The sequence below is a fragment of the Micromonospora sp. ANENR4 genome, assembly GCF_015354395.1.
GTDB lineage: Bacteria > Actinomycetota > Actinomycetes > Mycobacteriales > Micromonosporaceae > Micromonospora > Micromonospora aurantiaca.
In genome coordinates, this window is sequence record NZ_JADKYQ010000002.1 from 46,275 (window position 1) to 64,037 (window position 17,763).

Genomic DNA, 17,763 nt, shown 5'->3' on the forward strand with positions numbered 1-17,763 from the left:
GGCTCAGACGACGCCCGCGGCGCGCAGGCGGGAGATCTCGTCGCCGTCGAGTCCGGCGACGTCGCGGAGCACCTCGTCGGTGTGTTCGCCCAGCTCGGGCCCGACCCGGCGGATGCCGCCGGGCGTCGCGGTCAGCTTCGGCACGACGTTCTGCATCGGGAACTCGCCGAGGTCCGGGTGCTCCAGCCGGACGATCGCCTCCCGGGCGGTGAAGTGCGGGTCGGTGAGCATCTCCTTGGCGGTGTAGATCCGGCCGGCGGGGACGCCGTGGCGGTGCAGCAGTTCCAGCAGTTCGTCCCCGGCGTATCCGGCGCACCACTTGGCGATCAGCTCGTCCAGCTCGCGCTGGTGCCGGCCGCGGTCGGTGTGGCCGGTGAACCGCGGGTCGGTGGCCAGTTCCGGCTGCGCCATCGCCTCGGCCAGCCGCCGGAACACGGTGTCCTGGTTCGCGGCGATCACCACCATGCCGCCGTCGGAGGCGACGTAGACGTTGCTCGGCGCGATGTTCGGCAGGATCGAGCCGGTGCGTTCCCGGATGTAGCCGCCGATCGCGTACTCCGGCACCAGCGACTCCATCAGCGCGAGCACCGACTCGTAGATGGCGCTGTCGACGATCTGGCCCCGGCCGGTCGCCTCGGCCACCCGCAGCGCGCCCATCGCGCCGACGGCGGCGAACGTGCCGGCCAGCGAGTCGCCGATGCTGATGCCGACCCGGCTGGGCAGCGACTCGGGGTCACCAGTGGTGTAGCGGATGCCGCCCATCGCCTCGCCGATCGAGCCGTACCCGGCGCGTTCGGCGTACGGTCCGGACTGCCCGTACGCCGACACCCGCACGATCACCAGCCGCGGGTTGATGTCCCACAGCACGTCCGGGCCGACGCCCCAGCGCTCCAGCGTGCCGGGCCGGAAGTTCTCCACCAGGACGTCGGCCTCGGCGGCGAGCCGGCGCAGCACCTCCTGCCCCTCCGGGACGCGCAGGTTGAGGGTGACCGAGCGCTTGTTGCGGCCGAGCACCGGGAACCACAGCGACTTGCCGTACGGGCGCTCGCGTCCCCACTCGCGCATCGGGTCGCCCCGGCCCGGCTCCTCCAGTTTGATCACGTCGGCGCCCAGGTCGCCGAGGATCTGGCCGCAGAACGGCCCGGCCAGCAGGACCCCGGCTTCGATCACGCGCAAGCCGGACAGCGGGCCGCGGGCATAGTCGTTCATGTCGTCCCTGTTCTCTCGTCGGTCGTTCCGGTGGTGCGGGTGGAGGTCAGGCCGGCACGGTGTGCGGCCGGGCCTCCGGCTCGGGTTCCGGCGCGGGGGAGTGCCGCTGGGTGCGCTGGCGGATCCAGCCGAGCGACACCGCGCCGAGCAGCGTGACGCCGAGCAGGATGTCGCCCAGCGGCAACGGCATGCCGCGCAGCCGGAAGATGTTCAGCACGATGCTCAGCGAGAGCAGGCTCAGGAACGCCGTGATCGGGTTCCCGTGCCCGCCGCCGGCCAGCCGGAACCCGGCGATCAGCAGCGCGCCGTAGACGTACAGTTCGGTGCCCTCGCCGAGGGTGACGGCCGAGGCGCCGGTGCGCATCACCTGGATGCAGCCGGCGACCGCCGCGGCGGTGCTGGTCAGCACGAACAGCGCCAGCCGGACCCGGCCGGCCCGGATGCCGGCGCGGGCGGCGACCACCTCGTCGCCGCCGGTGGCGCGCAGGTGGGTTCCCCAGCGGGACCGGCGGACCAGCGCGCCGCACACCAGGGCGAGCCCCAGCACCACCAGGACCGGAACCGGCAGCGGCCCGATCGTGGTCTTCAGCGCGGTGCTGAGTTCCGGGGTGTACGCGGCCACCGAGCTGCCGTCGCTGATCACCTTCGCGAGGCCGCGGGCGGCGACGAGCATGCCCAGCGTGGCGATCAGCGGCCAGACGCCGAACACCAGCGCGAGGCCGCCGTTCGTGAGTCCGGCCAGCAGCCCGGTGCCGAGAGCGGCGAGCACGCCGATCTGCCACGAGCCGGAGACGGTGTAGACGGTGGCGTAGACGACGGCGCCGAGGCCGAGGACCGAGCCCACGCTCAGGTCGGCGACGCCGCCGGTCATCGCCAGGCTCGCCGCGAGCAGGACGATCGCCGGGGCGAGCAGGTCGCCGAGCATGCTGGAGATGTTGGCGCGGGTGGCGAAGTCGGGCGCGAAGCTCAGCGCGGCGGCCACGGCGACCACGAACAGCAGCACGCTCGTGGTGGACGGGCGGCTGAGCAGCGCGGTCCATCCGGGCCGGGTACCGGTGGTCGTCATGGTGCGCTCCTGACGCTGTTGACGGCGAGCGCGACCGCGAGCACGACTCCCTCGACGACCGGCTGCCAGCTGGACGAGACGCCCCAGGTGACGATCGCTGTGGGCAGCGTGTTGAGCAGCAGCAGCGCGGCGGCGACGCCGAGGAAGCTGCCCCGGCCGCCGGTGAGCGCCATCCCGCCGAGCAGCAGGATCGAGATCACCCGGAACTCGGTACCGGGGGTCAGCGTGGACTGGACGATGTCGCCCTGGGACGCGAGGACCAGCCCGGCCAGGCCGGCGACCAGGCCGCAGAACACCAGCGCGCCGGCCTGGATCCGGTCCGGCCGCAGCCCGCGCACGAGCGCGGCCTGCCGGTTGCCGCCGACCGCGACGAGGTGCCGGCCCAGGCGGGTGCGGCCGGCCACGAACGCGACGGCGGCGAGCAGCACCACCATGACCCAGAAGACCCGGGGTACGCCGAACAGGTCGCCGGCGACGTGCCGGCGCAGGAAGCTGTCGCGCGGGATCGGCACGAACTCGATGAACAGCCGGGTGGTGCCGCTGACCAGGAACATCGTGCCGAGGGTGGCGACGATGGGGTGGATGCGCACGCGCACGATCAGCACCGCGTTGACGACGCCGATGAGCGTGCCGAACACCAGCGCCGCGACCAGCACGAGGGCGAACGGCGCGCCGTCGGTCAGCAGTTGGGCGGCGATCAGCGCGGCGGCCACCGCCGTCACGCCGACGGACAGGTCGAACTCGGCGCCGCTGAGCATCACCAGGCTGACGCCGACGACCAGGACGCCGATGAACGCCATGTTGAAGGCCACCGCGATGACGGTCTGGTGGGACAGGAAGGCCGGCGACTTCACGGCGGTGGCCAGCACCAGCGCCACCCAGAGCACGGCCAGGGCGAGTGTGGCGCCGTGGCGGCGGAGCACGGGAAGACCCGTGCTCCGCCGGACGGCTGCCTGCGGGGCAGACACGGACATGGTCAGGTGCTCACTTGCCGAGCCCGTACGTCTCGGTGCCCGCGGGACAGTACTGCTCGGCGGCAGACTTGGCCGGGGCGTCCTTGGCGTAGAGCGCGTCGATCCGCTCCTTGAGCGGCGGGATGGACGACACCGCGTCCTTCGGGAACGCGCAGACCGGGTTGAACAGCGCGTTCGGATCCTTCGGCGAGTCGACCACGGGGATCTTCTCGCCGCCGACCATCCGGTCGAGGATCGTGTAGATCTGCTTGGCGTAGCCCTCGTACCAGAACGCGGTCGAGCCGCCGAGTCCCGGCGTGTCGACACCGAACAGCATGAGGTCGGCGCCGAGGCCGTAGCCGTAGATCTCACCGGCGCGGCTGAGCTGCTCCGCGGCGTTGATGGTGCCGATGATCATGTTGTCGTTGCCGCCGAGCGCCAGGATCTTCTTCGCGTCGGGCTTGGAGACCAGGATGTCGCGGGCGACGCCCTGGGCGCCGTCCGGCGTCGTCGGCGAGTTGCGCCGGGTGATGACGCCGTCGATGTCCGGGCAGACCTCCTTGAGTCCCTTGAGGATGCCCTCGGTGCGCAGCAGCGCCACGTCACCGGACTCCTCGTTCTCCAGCACCGTCACGAGGTCCGGCTTGCAGCCCCACTTCTCCTTCGCGTACGTCCCGCCGGCCCGGCCGGACAGCCGTCCCGACTCGACGTTGTTGATCCCGAAGAAGTGCGCGCCCGGGTGGGCGATGTCGATCGCGATGACCGGGATGCCGGCCTTGTTGAAGATGTCCATGATCTGCGGCGCGACCTTGCCATCGCCCTGGAACTCCACGACGTGGGTGACGCCGCGGGAGACCATGGTCTCGGCGTTCGCCACCGCGGTCGGCCCGTCCCGGTCGTTGTTGAGCACGAGGATCTCCCACCCGCGCTTCTCGGCCTCCTTGCGCATGCCGACGTCGATGGCCCCGAGCACGGGGCTGGCCGGCTCGGCGAAGTTGGCGAACCCGATCCGGACGTCCTTGGCCTCCAGCGCCTTGCCCTCCGCGGGGGCCGCCGGGGCGGCCCCCTCGGTGGAACAGGCCGTCGCCGTCATGCCCAGCGCGACGACGAGCGCGGCGCTCGCGAACGATCTGCGTCTCACTCTGATCCCTTCTCTCGGGCTTGCTTCGGCCGGTGTGGCCGGTGTCATGACTCGGGCACCGGCACGGCGGGCGCCGCACCGGTGATCAGGGCGACGATGTCGCCGGAGGACGCCTCGGCGGTGGTCAGCTCGCCGGCAGTGCGTCCCTGTCGCATGACCGTGACCCGGTCCGCGACGCGGAAGACGTGTTCGAGGTTGTGTGAGATCATCAGCACCGCGACGTCCTGCTGCTTGAGCGCGGTGATGATCTCCAGGACGTGCCCGGACTCGGTGACGCCGAGCGCCGCGGTCGGCTCGTCGAGCATCACGATGTTGCGGCCCCACATGGTCGCCCGCGCGACGGCGAGCGCCTGGCGCTGTCCGCCGGACATCGAGGACACGTGCGAGGACAGCGAGGGCAGCCGGGCACCGATGCGGTCGACGGCCTGCTGCGTCCGCTCCGCCATCGCGCGGCGGTCCACCAGGCGCAGCAGCCGGGACATCGGGCCGCGGCCCAGTGGTTCCCGGCCCAGGAAGACGTTCTCCGCCGCGCTCATCGAGTCGATCAGCGACAGGTCCTGGTAGACGGTCTCGATGCCGGCGTCGAGCGCGTCGGCGGGACCGGCGAAGCGGCGGGGCGCGCCGTCGACCAGGATCTCGCCGCGGTCCGGCGTGACCACGCCGGCGAGCGTCTTCACCAGCGTCGACTTGCCGGCGCCGTTGTCGCCCATCAGCGCCATGACCTCGCCCCGCCGCAACGTCAGCGACGCGTCGCGCAGGGCCCGTACGGCACCGAAGCTGCGGGCGATGCCGCGCGCCTGCAGGACCGGTGTGGTGGTGGGGGATGGGACCTCGTCCCGGCGGCGCTCGACGTCCCCGGTACGAGAGACTGCCGCTGCCTGCTCTGTCATGGCGAGAGAGTCAAGCAATGTATGCAATCACTGTCAAGGATCTGCGGCAGGTCAATGGCCGCAGCGCTCACCGTCGAGTCGTATTCGACCCGACGTGTCGAGAAAATCGGGAAAACTCCGAGGTGAGGATGCCGGTGGAGGTGCGGGCTCGCCCCATGCACCGACGACGAGACCGTCTTGACCGCTCCGACCTGCGCCCCTATGTTGTGTACATTCTCGGGCCGATGGTGGCCGCGATCACATGCCGCGCACTGCCGCGACGGGCGGCCGGCGCGGTGGCCGGCCGCGCCCGTCCACCGCTCGTCACGCTCCCGTCGACAGGAGAACGGAGTTGACATGATCAATGGGATGGTCGTGGTGGACGGTGTCGTCCACGGGTACGACTTCCGGCCCGGGAACCGGGCGCCGCACTGCTCCCAAGCCGCGTACGACGGCATGGTGAACGCGCTGTACCGCATCGGCCACACCTCGGTCGAGTCGCCGGCGCCCGGCTACCTCATGACGCGGGACGAGTTCACCGCCGGCTGGACCGCCGAGGAGCTGGCGGACATCGTGTTCGTGGAGAGCGCCGTCGATGTGATGATCTACCACGGCGTGGAGATCGACGGGTTCTTCGACGGCGGCGCCTCGCCGTACGAGCTGGGCCGCGAGCTGAAGCGGCGGTACCCGGACCGGGTGCTGCTGTTCGCGCCGGTGGACCCGCTGCGCGGTCCCGCCGAGCTGGACCTGATGCAGCAGCGCGCCGAAGAGGACGACATCGACGGGTTCAAGTTCTATCCGACGAACGGGCTGATCGACCCGGAGGTGAACTCCTCGAAGCTGATGCTGCTCGACGACCGCGAGCTGGCGTTCCCCTACCTGCAGAAGGCGCTCGACCTCGGCGTCCGGCACATCGGCGCGCACAAGGCGGTGCCGGCCGGAGCCGGTCCGCGGGTGCTCAACCACGTCGACGACGTGACCTGCGCGGCGATCGCCTTCCCGGACCTGACGTTCGAGGTGGTGCACAGCGGCTGGGCGTTCCTGGAGGACTGCGCGCTGCAACTGCGGACGCACCCGAACATCTGGGCGACGATCGAGTCGGTGTCGAACATGATCGTGCGCAAGCCGCGCCGGTTCGCCGAGATCGTCGGCATGCTCATGATGCACGGCGGCACGGATCGCATCATGTTCGCCACCGGCGTGCCGTCCGCGCACCCGCAGCCGATCATCGAGGCGCTGACGGCGTTCGAGATGCCCCGGGACCTGGTCGAGGGGTGGGGCTTCCCGGAGTTCACCCCGGAGGTGCTCGCCAAGCTGATGGGCGGCAACGCGCTGCGCCTGCACGGCCTGGACGAGAGCGCGGTCCGCGCGGCGGTCGCCGGGGACGACCTGGCCCGGCGTCGCGAGGACTACCTCGCGCACGCGCCCCGGCCCTGGGCGCTGCACCGGGAACGGCTGGCCGCGTGAACGGCGTCGACCCGGTCGCCGCCGACCTGCGGTCCCGGCTGCTGACCGCGTGCAACGCCGTGTACGACCCCTGCGGGCTGGGCGTCGGCCGGCGGGTGGGCATCGTCGACATGGGGCTGGTACGCGACGTGCGGGCGCACCGGGAGCCGGACGGCCGGCTGCGGGTGACGCTCGACCTGATCACCACCGGTCCGTTCTGCATGTACACGCCGTTCTTCGAGCAGAGCGTGCGCCGGGAGGTCGGACGGGTGGCGCCGGAGGTCGACGACGTCGAGGTCGAGTGGGGCGACAGCACCGGCTGGTCCGAGGCGCTGATGACCGAGCACGGCCGCGCGATCCTGCGCATCGGGCGTTCCGCAGCACCCGTCCGCTGACGCGTACCCCGAGAGCTCCACGTCGGAAAAATACAATTTCTCCGCCCGGTCGGGGCGAATGCGCCTCCCTCGTGGGCTGGCGAAACGCTCGCTAACAGGGCTTATGTTTCGGCATTGTGAACTATTGACTGTCGATGTTGATCGTGTTGGACTGCGATTGCATGCAACCCGAAGCGCCCGTCACGCGCCGGGTTCATTTTCGCCCCTCCCTGCGCCGATTCATCGATTCGCTTCTTTCGACGACTGCCACCCACCGAGGGAGTAGCACCGTGACACACACTTTCGGAGCCCGCCGGCTCCGCGCCGCCGCCGCCGCGTTCGGGGTGGCCGCCCTTCTGCTCACCACCGCCGCCTGCGGATCGGGTGAGGACAGCGCGGCCTCCGACACGCCCGCCGCGGTCAACGACGAATACACCGAGACGGCCCGCAAGCTGATCGCCGCCGGCACCGGCGGAATGCTCTACTTCGAGGGCAAGGAAGCCGACATCACCCTCGACAAGATCAAGGTCTACGAGGAGTGGTCCGGACCGACGACCTCGGTGAAGCCGCCGGCGAACGGCAAGCTCAACATCATCGTCTGCAAGATCGGCACCTCCTGCGAGGAGGTCGGCAAGCGCGCCACCGCCATCGCCGAGAAGCTCGGCTGGAGCGCCGAGATCCTGGACGGCCAGGGCACCCCGGAGGGCTACCAGAAGGCACTGGCCACCGCCGCCGCCAACAAGCCCACCGCCGTCATCACCGTCGCCATCCCGGAGAACCAGGTCGCCGACGGCATCGCCGAGCTGCAGAAGGCGAAGATCCCGGTGGTGGGCGTCTCCGCCGTCGCCGAGGGCGGCGCGGTCGGCTACGACGCGCACGTGTCCAGCCGGGAGACGTTCCAGGCGGTGCTGGCCACGGCGAAGGCCGTCGCCGACTCCAACGGCAAGGCCAAGGTCGTCTTCCTCTGGGACGTCGGCTACCCGCACCTGGTCGAGGCGCTCAACGCCAGCAAGCGCGTGCTCGCCGGCTGCACCGGCTGCGAGCTGCTGGAGGTCCGCGAGCGCACGCTGGCGCAGGCGGTCGACCCGATCGAGATGCAGAACATCACCACCTCGCTGATCCAGAAGCACGGCGACAACCTGCAGTACATCCTCACGCCGTACGGCAACGGGGTGGAGTCCGTCATCGCCGCCATCCGGGCCGCCGGACGCAACGACATCAAGGTGCTGTCCAAGAACGCCGAGCCGGAGCGGCTGGGCAGCGTGGCCGCCGGTGACCAGCTCGCCGACTTCGGCGCCATCCGCGGCTGGAACGCCTACGCCGCCATCGACCAGGTCGGCCGGCTCGCCGCCGGTCAGCCCGCGCTGCCCGACGCCGAGCAGGGCATCCCGGCCACCGTCTTCGACAAGTCGAACGCGCCCAAGGACGGCGCTGTCGACTGGAACAGCTACGTGAACTACGCCGAGCGCTACGAGAAGATGTGGAGCGAAGCCCGATGAGTGCCGCCCCGGTGCTGGAGGCGGTGGGCGTCAGCAAGTCCTACGGGCGGGTACGCGCCGTCACCGACGTCTCCTTCGACGTACGCCCGGGCGAGATCCTGGGCGTCGTCGGGGACAACGGCGCCGGCAAGTCCACGCTGATGAGCATGGTCAGCGGTGCGCTGGCGCCGGACACGGGCCGCCTGCGGGTGGCCGGCCGGGACCTGACGCCGCACACCATCGGCGCGGCCCGGTCCGCCGGGATCGAGATGATCTACCAGGACCTCGGGCTCTCCGACAACCTGAGCATCGTCGAGAACGTCTTCCTCGGTCGCGAGTGGACCGGCGGCGTACGCGGCCTGCCGGTGCTGCGCAAGCGGGCGATGCGCGAGCGCACCCGCGCGGTGCTGGAGGAACTCGGCATCGACCTGCACGACATGAACGTGCTGGTCGAAGGGCTCTCCGGCGGGCAGCGGCAGATGGTCGCCATCGCCCGCGCGCTGGTCACCGAGAACGAGCCGCGCGTGATGGTGATGGACGAGCCGACCGCCGCGCTCGGCACCACCGAGTCCGACGGCGTCAACGCGCTGATCCGCCGGCTGCGCGACCGTGGTTACGCGGTCATCGTGATCAGCCACCGGATTCCGGAGATCCTGTCGATGGCCGACCGGCTGCTGGTGATGAAGGGCGGCCGCAACGTCTACCACGGCCCCACCGAAGGGCTCGACGTCGAACGGTGCGTGCAGCTGATCGTCGCCGGCACGCTCGCCACGGCGGGGGAGGCGGTCCGATGACCACCGCCACCACGCAGACGCCCCCGGGCGGCGGCCGGACCGTCGTCAAGCAGAGCGCCGACCGGTCCCGCGCCGGGGCCGGGGAGCGGGCGGTCGAGGGGGTGAGCCGGTTCGGGCTGCTCGGCATGCTCGTCCTGGTGATCGCGGTCTTCTCCGTGCTCACCCCGGACACCTACTTCACCACCACGAACTTCCGGCTGATCCTGGTCAACCAGACCGTGACGGTGATCGTGGCGATGGCCGCCACGCTGCCGCTGCTGGCGCACTACCTGGACGCGTCGGTCGGCCCGATGCTCGGCCTGGCGCAGGGCGTGAGCATCTGGCTGATCGCGGTGCAGGGCGTACCGATCTGGCTGGCCCTGCTGGCGGTGCTCGCCGTCGGCGTCGCCGTGGGCCTGCTCAACAGCCTGCTGGTGCTGAAGTTCGGCATGAGTTCGATCATCGCGACGCTCGCCGTGGGCAGCCTGCTGATGGGTCTGCTCTACATGGTCACCGGCGGCCGGGTGCTGTACCAGAACGTGCCGCCGGCGTTCACCGAGATCGCCCGCGGCGACCTGGGCGGCATCCCGCTGCCGCTGATCTACCTCGTGGTGCTGGTGCTGGCACTGGAGTTCATCGTCGTCTGGACACCGTTCGGGCAGCGGCTCTACGCGATGGACGGCAACCTGCGCGGCGCCGCCCGGGCCGGCATCGACGTCCGCAGCTACACCGTCCGCGCGTTCGTCGGCGCGGCGGTGCTCGCCTCGCTCGCCGGGGTGCTGCTGGCCTCGCGGATCGGCTCGGCCCAGCCCACGGTCGGCGAGCAGTTCCTGCTGCCCGCCTTCGCCGCCGCCTTCCTCGGCGCCGCCGCGCTGCGACCCGGCCGGGTCAACATCCTCGGCACCGTGATCGCCGCGTACTTCATCACCTTCACCATCGCCGGCCTGCAACACCTCGGCGCCGCGACCTGGATCGAGCGCGTCTTCAACGGCCTCGCCGTCATCGCCGGCGTCTCGGTCGCCGCCTGGTCGGTGCGGCGCCGCCGACAGCTCGCGGTCCGGCACGTCGAACGCCTGGAGCACGACACCACCCCGAAGGGACGTCCCACCCCATGAAGAACGGCTTCTTCGTCCTCGACAACGCGATCCACATGTACAAGCTCACCGACGAGAACATCGACTTCAACCACGGCGGGAAGAAGTCGACGAACGCGCTCGTCGAGTACGCCCGCAAGTACTCCGCCCCGGGCTACCCGTACGACGACATCTCCGGCCGCGAACTGTCCGTCGAGGACGCGTACCGGCTGATGTTCGAGGAGTCCGACACCGACATGGCGATGGCCCAGACGGTGCCCAGCCACGGCGGCTGGAAGCTGGGTTTCTCGCCGGCGGAGAACAACTACAAGCTCAAGGAGGCGTACCCGGACCGGGTGCTGTTCTGCGGCGGCGTCGACCCGATCACCCACGGCCGCTACGGCGCGGTGACCGAGATGATCCGGCAGATCGAGGAGTGGGGCGCCACCAGCTTCAAGTTCTACCAGGCGCACTCCGGCGGCCTGTCCTGGAAGATCGACGACCGGCAGGTCGCGTACCCGCTGTGGGAGACCGCCCTCGAACACGGCGTGACGAACGTGCAGTTCCACAAGGGGCTGGCGTTCAACACCCAGCACATCGCCGACCTGGCGCCGTACGACCTGGAACGCGCGGCGCAGGACTTCCCCGAGATGACGTTCATCGTGCACCACCTCGGTGAGCCGTTCATCAACGAGACGATCAACATCGCCGCCCGGTACGAGAACATCCACCTCGCGCTCACCGCCTGGATCAACCAGTACCCGGTCGCGCCCCGCGCCGCGCTGCACGCCATCGGCAAGTGCCTGCTGCACGTCGGCCCAGACCGGCTGCTGTGGGGCTCCGAGGCGTTCGTCTGGCCGAAGGTGCAGGCATACATCGACCTGTTCGCCGAGATGCAGATGCCGGAGGACCTCCAGGACGGCTACGGCTACCCGGAGCTGACCGACGAGATCAAGGAGAAGATCTTCGGCCTGAACTTCGCCCGGGTGCTCGGCATCGACGTGAAGGCCAAGAAGAAGGAGCTGTACGGCAAGAGCGGCAAGAAGTCCGCGAAGAAGGGCCGCAAGGATGGGCGCTGACAAGACGGCGAAGGCCGCCGACCGCGCGCTCGACGGCAAGGTACGCCAGCTCGTCGAGGCGCACGGCGGCGGCGTCACAGTCGACGTGGACGCCCGCGGCGACGCCCGGGTGACGTTCCACGGCCGCTGCGCGGCCTGCCCGTCGGCGCCGGTCACCATGGGCTCGCTGGTCCGCCCGGCGCTGCTGAAGATCGAGGGTGTCCGCTCGGTGACCCGGGCGGGCGCGGTCTCCCGGTTCGCCGAGGCGCGCATCGAGAAGATGTTCGGACTGTCGGAGCCGGCCGGATGACCGGCGGCTTTCCCGACGGGCCGCTGACCGGCGTACGGGTGGTGGAGGCCGGCGTGCTGCTGGCCGGGCCGTTCTGCGCGCAACTGCTCGGTGACTTCGGCGCCGAGGTGATCAAGGTCGAGCAGCCCGACGGCGGTGACCCGATGCGGCAGTGGGGGCGGGAGAAGCCGCACGGCAAGTCGCTGTGGTTCCCGGTGGTGGCCCGCAACAAGAAGTCGGTCACCTGCAACCTGCGGGTGCCGGAGGGGCAGCAGCTCATGCGCGACCTGCTCGCCGACGCCGACGTGTTCGTGGAGAACTTCCGCCCCGGCACGCTGGAGCGCTGGGGGCTCGCGCCGGAGGAACTGCACCGGATCAACCCGAGGCTGGTCGTCGTGCGGGTCACCGCGTTCGGGCAGGACGGCCCGTACGCCTCCCGCGCCGGCTACGGCTCGATCGGCGAGGCGATGGGCGGGATCCGGCACGTCACCGGCGACCCGTCCACGCCGCCGAGCCGCATCGGCGTCAGCCTCGGCGACTCGCTGGCCGGCACGTTCGCCGCGCTCGGCGCCATGATGGCGTTGCGGGTGGCGGGCAGCACCGGCCAGGGGCAGGTGGTGGACAGTGCCATCTACGAGTCGGTGCTGGCGCTGATGGAGTCGCTCGTGCCGGAGTACGCGCTCACCGGCTACGTCAGGGAGCGGACCGGTTCGATCCTGCCCAACGTGGCACCCAGCAACGCGTACCCGACGCGCGACGGCGCCACGGTGCTGATCGCCGCGAACCAGGACACGGTGTTCCGCCGCCTGGCGGCGGTGATGGGCCGCCCGGACCTGGCCGACGACCCGCGGTACGCCACCCACGCCGCCCGCGGCGCGCACCAGGCCGAACTGGACGACCTGATCGCGGCGTGGACCGTCACGTTCGAGCCGGCCGCGCTGCTGCGGCTGCTGCATCTGGGCGGCGTACCCGCCGGGTCGGTCTACACCGCCCGGGAGATGCTGGCCGACGAGCACTTCGCCGCGCGCGAGGCGATCGTCGAACTCGACCACCCGGAGATGGGCGCGTTCCCGATGCAGAACGTCGCGCCCCGGCTGTCCCGCACGCCGGGCCGGCTGCGTTCGGTGGGCCCCCGGCTGGGCGAGCACACCGACGAGGTCCTGCGCCAGGTGCTGCGCCTGGCCGACGACCGGATCACCGAACTGCGCGCCGCCGGCGCGATCTGAGGAGGCAGTCATGGCGAAGAACCCGTACGTGGTGAAGAAGCGCTCGATCTCCGCGCCGGCCGCGCGGGCGATGGTGGCCGCCGCCGTCGCCCGGGCCGAGGAGATGGGCTTCGCGGTCACCGTCGCGGTGTGCGACGAGAGCGGCGTGCTCAAGGCGTACGAGCGGATGGACGGCGCGCCGCTGGTGAGCGTGCAGCTGGCGCAGGACAAGGCGTACACGGCAGTCGGTTTCGGGCTGAGCAGCGACGGCTGGTACGACTTCATCAAGGACGACGGCCCGCTGGCGATGGGCGCCCCGCCCGCGATCGACCGGCTGGTGACCTTCGGCGGCGGCTATCCGGTCAAGGTCGACGACGTGCTGGTCGGCGGCATCGGGGTCAGCGGCGGCCACTACACGCAGGACATGGAGGTCGCGCAGGCCGGACTGAAGGCGCTGTCTTGAGCGTCGAGATCGTCGAGGTCGGCCCCCGGGACGGCCTGCAGAACCACCCGGCGGAGCTGACCACCGGGCAGAAGGCCGAACTGGTACGCCGGGCCGTCGCGGCGGGCAGTCGGCGGGTCGAGGTGACGAGCTTCGTCAACCCGGCGAAGGTGCCGAAGCTCGCCGACGCCGACGCGCTGATGGCGCTGGTCCGTGACGAGCCGGGCCTGGCCTCGATCGGCCTGGTGATGAACGGACGCGGCCTGGACCGGGCCGTCGCCGCAGGCGTCACCGAGGTCAACTTCGTGGTGGTCGCCACCGACACGTTCTGCCGGCGCAACCAGGGCACGACCACCGCGGAGGCGGTCGCGGAGGTGCGGCGGCTGCTGCCCCGCGCCCGCGAGCAGGGGCTGCGCGCGTCGGTCACGGTCGGGGCCGCGTTCGGCTGCCCGTTCGAGGGGGAGACGCCGCCGGAGCGCGTGCTGCGCGTCGTCGACGACCTGGCACCGGTGGCACCGGACGAGGTGGCGCTCGCCGACACCATCGGCGTGGCCGTGCCGTCCCAGGTGGAGCGGCTGTTCACGGCCGTGCGCGAGCGCACCGGCGCGAGCCTGCGCGGGCACTTCCACAACACCCGCAACCTGGGCCTGGCCAACGTCCTGGCCGCCGTCGGGGCCGGGGCGCGGGCGATCGACGCCAGCGTCGGCGGTATCGGCGGCTGCCCGTTCGCCCCGGCCGCCACCGGCAACGTGGCCACCGAGGACGTGGTGTACGCGCTGGAACGCTCCGGGACACCGACCGGGGTGTCGCAGGAGGCCGCGATCGGCAACGCCAGGTGGCTGGGCGAGGTGTTCGGCGCCGAGCTGCCGGGCATGCTGAGCCGGGCCGGTGGGTTCCCGTGACCGGGCCGCTGGCCGGAGTGCGGGTGCTGGACCTGACCAGCACGTTCTCCGGTCCGTACTGCACGCTGATGCTGGCCGACCTGGGCGCCGAGGTGATCAAGGTGGAGCCGCCGGGCGGCGACATCGCCCGCCAGCTCGGCGCCGCCCGCACCCCCGGCATGGCGGCGGTGTTCCTCAACATGAACCGGGGCAAGAAGAGCGTCCTGCTGGACCTCAAGGCGCCCGCCGACCGGGCCGCGTTCGACCGGCTGGTGCCGACGGTGGACGTGCTTGTGCACAACATGCGCCCGGCCGCCGTGGCCCGGCTCGCGCTCACCTACGACGACGTACGCGCGCTGCATCCGGCGATCGTCTACTGCGCGATCCCCGGCTTCCGGGGCACCGGCCGGCACGCCGACCGGCCCGCGTACGACGACGTGATCCAGGGCGCCTCCGGGATCGCCCGGCTGCAGAGCGTCAACCAGGACCAGCCCGGGTACGTCGTCACGCCGCTCGCCGACAAGATCACCGGGCTCACCGCGTCCACCGCCGTGCTAGCCGCGCTGCGCCATCGCGACGCCACCGGCGAGGGGCAGCGCGTCGAGGTGCCGATGTACGACACGATGGTCGCCTTCGGCCTGCTCGAACAGCTCGACGGCTGGACGTTCGACCCACCCACCGGGCCGCCGCTCTACCCGCGTACCGCAGCGCCGAACCGCCGTCCGTACGCCACCGCCGACGGGCACCTGTGCGTGCTGATCTACACCGGCCGGCAGTGGGACCGGTTCCTCACCCTGGTCGGGCGCGCCGACCTGCTGCGCCACCCCGACTACGACACCGTCGGCAAGCGGATCGCCAACGCCGACGGGCTCTACCGGGTGGTGGCCGAGGTGCTGCGCGGGCGTACCACCGCCGAGTGGCTGGCGGAGCTGTCCGCGATCGACGTGCCCTGCGCGCCGCTGGCCGGCTACGAGGAGATCCTGCGCGCGGAGGAAGCGGCCGGGACCGGCCTGGTGTCGATCGTCGAGCACCCGGTGGCCGGGCGGCTGCGCAGCATCGCCTCGCCGATCGTCATGTCGGGCTCGCCACTGCCGTCCGGCCGGCTCGCACCCACGCTCGGCGAGCACACCGACGAGGTGCTCGCCGGTGGCGGCACCGAGGGGGGAAGCGGATGAGGGGCAGGGTAGCGGTCGTCACCGGCGCCGGATCGGGGATCGGGCTCGCCGTGGCCCGGCGGCTGGCCGACGAGGGCGCCGAGGTGCTCTCCGCCGACCTGGACGTCTCCGCGTGCGTGGGCGTCCCGGTCACCGCCGACCTGGGCACCCCGGCCGGCGTCGCCGCCGTCGTGCGGGAGGTGACCAGCCGGTACGGCGGCGCGGACGTGCTCGTCAACAACGTGGCGCTCGCACCGTACCGGGACGCGTTCACCGACATCGACGACGCGGCCTGGCAGCGCACCTGGGACGTGAACGTGATGTCCTGCGTACGTCTGTGCCGCGCGCTCGTGCCGCTCATGGTCGAGCGGGGCGGCGGCAGCGTGGTCACCATCGGCTCCGAGGCGGCGCGGCACCCGAAGCCGCACATGCTCGACTACGCGGTCAGCAAGGCCGCGCTGCTCAGCCTCGCCAAGGGCCTCGCCCTGGAGTACGGCTCCCGGGGCGTGCGGGTGAACACCGTCGCGCCCGGCCCGACCCGGACCGCGACCATGCACGCCTACCTGGAGTCGGTCGCGCTCCGGCTCGGCATCGACGTCTCCGCCGCCGCCGACCACGTCGTGCACGAGCTGCGCCGGCTGCCGCTGGGCCGGATGAACGAGCCGGAGGACGTCGCCGAGGTGGTGCTGTTCCTCGCCGGCGACCGGGCCCGGCAGGTGACCGGCTCCGAGTACGCCGTCGACGGCGGTTCCACCGCGTCGATGTAGGTTCACCATCGGTGAACAGAGGGGGACGCATGGGCCGGGCCACGCAGTCGGCGTACGAGTCGATCAAGACGCGCATCCTCGGCGGGGCGTACGAGCCGGGGAAGAAGCTCTCCGAGGAGGATCTCGCCGCCGCGGTGGGGGTGAGCCGCACCCCGGTGCGGGAGGCGCTGCGCCGGCTGCACGCCGAGGGCCTGGTGGACTGGGAGGCCAACCGGGGCGCCACCGTCCCGGCCTGGCGGGAGCAGGACCTGGAGGAGATCTTCGAGCTGCGCGCCCTGCTGGAGGGGTACGGCGCCGAGCTGGCCGCGACCCGGATCACGCCGGAGGAGATCGCCCGGTTGCGCGAGCTGTGCGCCGAGATGGAGGGCTACGCGGCCGGTCAGCGGCGGGACCGGGCGGACCGGATCGCGGTCTGCAACGCGCAGTTCCACGAGATCATCCTGGGCGCCGGGCGGAACCGCCGGTTGAGCGCGCTGCTCGGGGCGGTGGTGCAGACGCCGCTGGTGAACCGTACGTTCCGCCGGTACGACGAGGCGGCGATGGCGCGCAGCATGTCGCACCACCGGGAGCTGATCGACGCGTTCGAGGCGCGCGACCGGGCCTGGGCCGGCTCGGTGATGCGGGCGCACATCCTGGCCGCCCGCGCCACCCTCGGCACGCCCTGACCCACGCCGGGCCGGGACACGTCGTACCCGTCGACGGTCCCCGGCCCGGCGTTCCGGGTCATCCGGCGGACGCCTCGGCGCGGCGTACCACCTCGGTGGCGGCGCGCACCACCGCCCGGTCCAGCAGCCGCCCGCCGGCGTCGGTGGCCACCCCGGAGCCGCCGCGTTCGGCCTGCTCCAGCGCCGCCAGCACGGCCCGGGCGGAGGCCACCTCGGCCTCGGTGGGGGTGAACACCTCGTTGATCGTCGCGATCTGCCCGGGGTGGATGGCGCTGCGGGCCCGGAAGCCCTGCCGCAGCAGCGCCCGGGTGGTCCGCTCCAGCCGTTCCGGGTCGCGCAGCGTGGTCTCCACCGGCCCCACCGCGGGGGCGATGCCGGCGGCCGCCGACGCGACGACGACCTGGGAGCGGATCGGGGCGAACTCCGCCCGGTCCGGCCCCGGCTGAAGCCCCAGCTCACCGGCGAGGTCCGCCTCGCCGAGGCCGAGCCGCAGCACCCGGGGCGCGGCGGCCACCCGCGGCGCGGTGAGCACGCCCCGGGCGGTCTCGATCAGCGCCACCACCCGGAACGCCGGGGCGTCCGGGCCGAGCCGCCGCTGCACCCGGGTCAGCGCGGCGTCGACCTCGGCGAGCAGTTCCGGCTCGGCCTTCGGCACCCACACCCCGGCCGCGGCGGGGGAGAGGACCTCGACGTCCGCCTCGACCTGGTCGCTGTTGATCCGCACCCACAGCTCGGGTGCGGACGGCGCGGCGGCGCCCAGGAACCCGGCGACCGTCTCCCGGGCCTGCGCCTTGCGGGCCGGCGTGACCGCGTCCTCCAGGTCGAGCACGAGCGCGTCCGCGCCCCGCCCGGCCGCCTTGTCCAGCAGGTCTGCCCGGTCGCCCGGCACGTACAGGTAACTGCGCGCCACCGCCATCAGT

Annotated in this window: 19 protein-coding genes; 13 read left to right on the top strand and 6 right to left on the bottom strand. The window is 71.9% G+C overall.

The genetic code is table 11. The features are described from left to right. Positions 1-3: 3 nt before the first annotated feature. From IRY44_RS03405 to IRY44_RS03425, 5 genes are all read right to left on the bottom strand, one after another. On the bottom strand, positions 4-1,209 hold the full coding sequence (locus IRY44_RS03405) for a CaiB/BaiF CoA-transferase family protein (RefSeq protein WP_194799007.1): 1,206 nt from the start codon (positions 1,207-1,209) through the stop codon (positions 4-6). A 46-nt stretch (positions 1,210-1,255) separates the two neighbouring features. Continuing rightward, the gene (locus IRY44_RS03410; RefSeq protein ID WP_194799008.1) at positions 1,256-2,275 is read right to left on the bottom strand and encodes an ABC transporter permease; all 1,020 of its coding nucleotides are present in this window, start codon (positions 2,273-2,275) and stop codon (positions 1,256-1,258) included. Next, a complete protein-coding gene (locus IRY44_RS03415; protein WP_194799009.1) occupies positions 2,272-3,198 on the bottom strand; it encodes an ABC transporter permease in 927 nt (308 codons plus the stop codon). Before IRY44_RS03415 ends, IRY44_RS03410 begins: the two co-directional genes overlap by 4 nt. A gap of 61 nt (positions 3,199-3,259) precedes the next feature. Further along, positions 3,260-4,369, bottom strand: a complete 1,110-nt coding sequence (locus tag IRY44_RS03420; protein ID WP_194799010.1) for a substrate-binding domain-containing protein — start codon at positions 4,367-4,369, stop codon at positions 3,260-3,262. Positions 4,370-4,413: 44 nt separating this feature from the next. Continuing rightward, a complete protein-coding gene (locus IRY44_RS03425) occupies positions 4,414-5,259 on the bottom strand; it encodes an ATP-binding cassette domain-containing protein (protein WP_194799011.1) in 846 nt (281 codons plus the stop codon). 336 nt (positions 5,260-5,595) lie between these two features. Between IRY44_RS03425 and IRY44_RS03430 the strand changes: the two genes are divergently transcribed. From IRY44_RS03430 to IRY44_RS03490, 13 genes are all read left to right on the top strand, one after another. Next, positions 5,596-6,705, top strand: a complete 1,110-nt coding sequence (locus IRY44_RS03430; RefSeq protein WP_194799012.1) for an amidohydrolase family protein — start codon at positions 5,596-5,598, stop codon at positions 6,703-6,705. Further along, positions 6,702-7,079 carry a metal-sulfur cluster assembly factor gene (locus IRY44_RS03435; RefSeq protein ID WP_194799013.1) on the top strand — a complete coding sequence of 126 codons (378 nt, stop codon included), beginning with the start codon at positions 6,702-6,704 and terminating at the stop codon, positions 7,077-7,079. Before IRY44_RS03430 ends, IRY44_RS03435 begins: the two co-directional genes overlap by 4 nt. A gap of 269 nt (positions 7,080-7,348) precedes the next feature. Next, positions 7,349-8,557, top strand: a complete 1,209-nt coding sequence (locus IRY44_RS03440; protein ID WP_194799014.1) for a substrate-binding domain-containing protein — start codon at positions 7,349-7,351, stop codon at positions 8,555-8,557. Beyond that, positions 8,554-9,330: an ATP-binding cassette domain-containing protein gene (locus IRY44_RS03445; protein WP_194799015.1), complete on the top strand. Its 777-nt coding sequence runs from the start codon at positions 8,554-8,556 to the stop codon at positions 9,328-9,330. Before IRY44_RS03440 ends, IRY44_RS03445 begins: the two co-directional genes overlap by 4 nt. Continuing rightward, complete coding sequence (locus IRY44_RS03450) at positions 9,327-10,424, top strand: ABC transporter permease (protein ID WP_194799016.1); 1,098 nt, start codon at positions 9,327-9,329, stop codon at positions 10,422-10,424. The genes IRY44_RS03445 and IRY44_RS03450 overlap by 4 nt, the downstream gene beginning before the upstream one ends. Next, the gene (locus IRY44_RS03455) at positions 10,421-11,461 is read left to right on the top strand and encodes an amidohydrolase family protein (protein WP_151498808.1); all 1,041 of its coding nucleotides are present in this window, start codon (positions 10,421-10,423) and stop codon (positions 11,459-11,461) included. Before IRY44_RS03450 ends, IRY44_RS03455 begins: the two co-directional genes overlap by 4 nt. Then, positions 11,451-11,750: a NifU family protein gene (locus IRY44_RS03460; RefSeq protein WP_194799017.1), complete on the top strand. Its 300-nt coding sequence runs from the start codon at positions 11,451-11,453 to the stop codon at positions 11,748-11,750. The genes IRY44_RS03455 and IRY44_RS03460 overlap by 11 nt, the downstream gene beginning before the upstream one ends. Then, on the top strand, positions 11,747-12,955 hold the full coding sequence (locus IRY44_RS03465; protein ID WP_194799018.1) for a CaiB/BaiF CoA-transferase family protein: 1,209 nt from the start codon (positions 11,747-11,749) through the stop codon (positions 12,953-12,955). Before IRY44_RS03460 ends, IRY44_RS03465 begins: the two co-directional genes overlap by 4 nt. Before the next feature lie 10 nt (positions 12,956-12,965). Further along, complete coding sequence (locus IRY44_RS03470; protein WP_013286908.1) at positions 12,966-13,397, top strand: heme-binding protein; 432 nt, start codon at positions 12,966-12,968, stop codon at positions 13,395-13,397. Next, entirely contained in the window at positions 13,394-14,278 is an 885-nt protein-coding gene (locus IRY44_RS03475; protein WP_194799019.1) for a hydroxymethylglutaryl-CoA lyase, read from the top strand. Before IRY44_RS03470 ends, IRY44_RS03475 begins: the two co-directional genes overlap by 4 nt. Continuing rightward, positions 14,275-15,432, top strand: a complete 1,158-nt coding sequence (locus tag IRY44_RS03480) for a CoA transferase (protein WP_194799020.1) — start codon at positions 14,275-14,277, stop codon at positions 15,430-15,432. Before IRY44_RS03475 ends, IRY44_RS03480 begins: the two co-directional genes overlap by 4 nt. Further along, positions 15,429-16,178 (top strand): SDR family NAD(P)-dependent oxidoreductase, encoded by a 750-nt coding sequence (locus IRY44_RS03485; protein WP_194799021.1) that lies wholly within the window; start codon positions 15,429-15,431, stop codon positions 16,176-16,178. The genes IRY44_RS03480 and IRY44_RS03485 overlap by 4 nt, the downstream gene beginning before the upstream one ends. Before the next feature lie 29 nt (positions 16,179-16,207). After that, the gene (locus IRY44_RS03490) at positions 16,208-16,843 is read left to right on the top strand and encodes a GntR family transcriptional regulator (protein ID WP_013286904.1); all 636 of its coding nucleotides are present in this window, start codon (positions 16,208-16,210) and stop codon (positions 16,841-16,843) included. A gap of 58 nt (positions 16,844-16,901) precedes the next feature. Here the strand turns inward: IRY44_RS03490 and IRY44_RS03495 are convergent, their stop codons facing one another. Further along, a complete protein-coding gene (locus tag IRY44_RS03495) occupies positions 16,902-17,759 on the bottom strand; it encodes a CoA ester lyase (RefSeq protein ID WP_228531439.1) in 858 nt (285 codons plus the stop codon). Between the last annotated feature and the right edge of the window lie 4 nt (positions 17,760-17,763).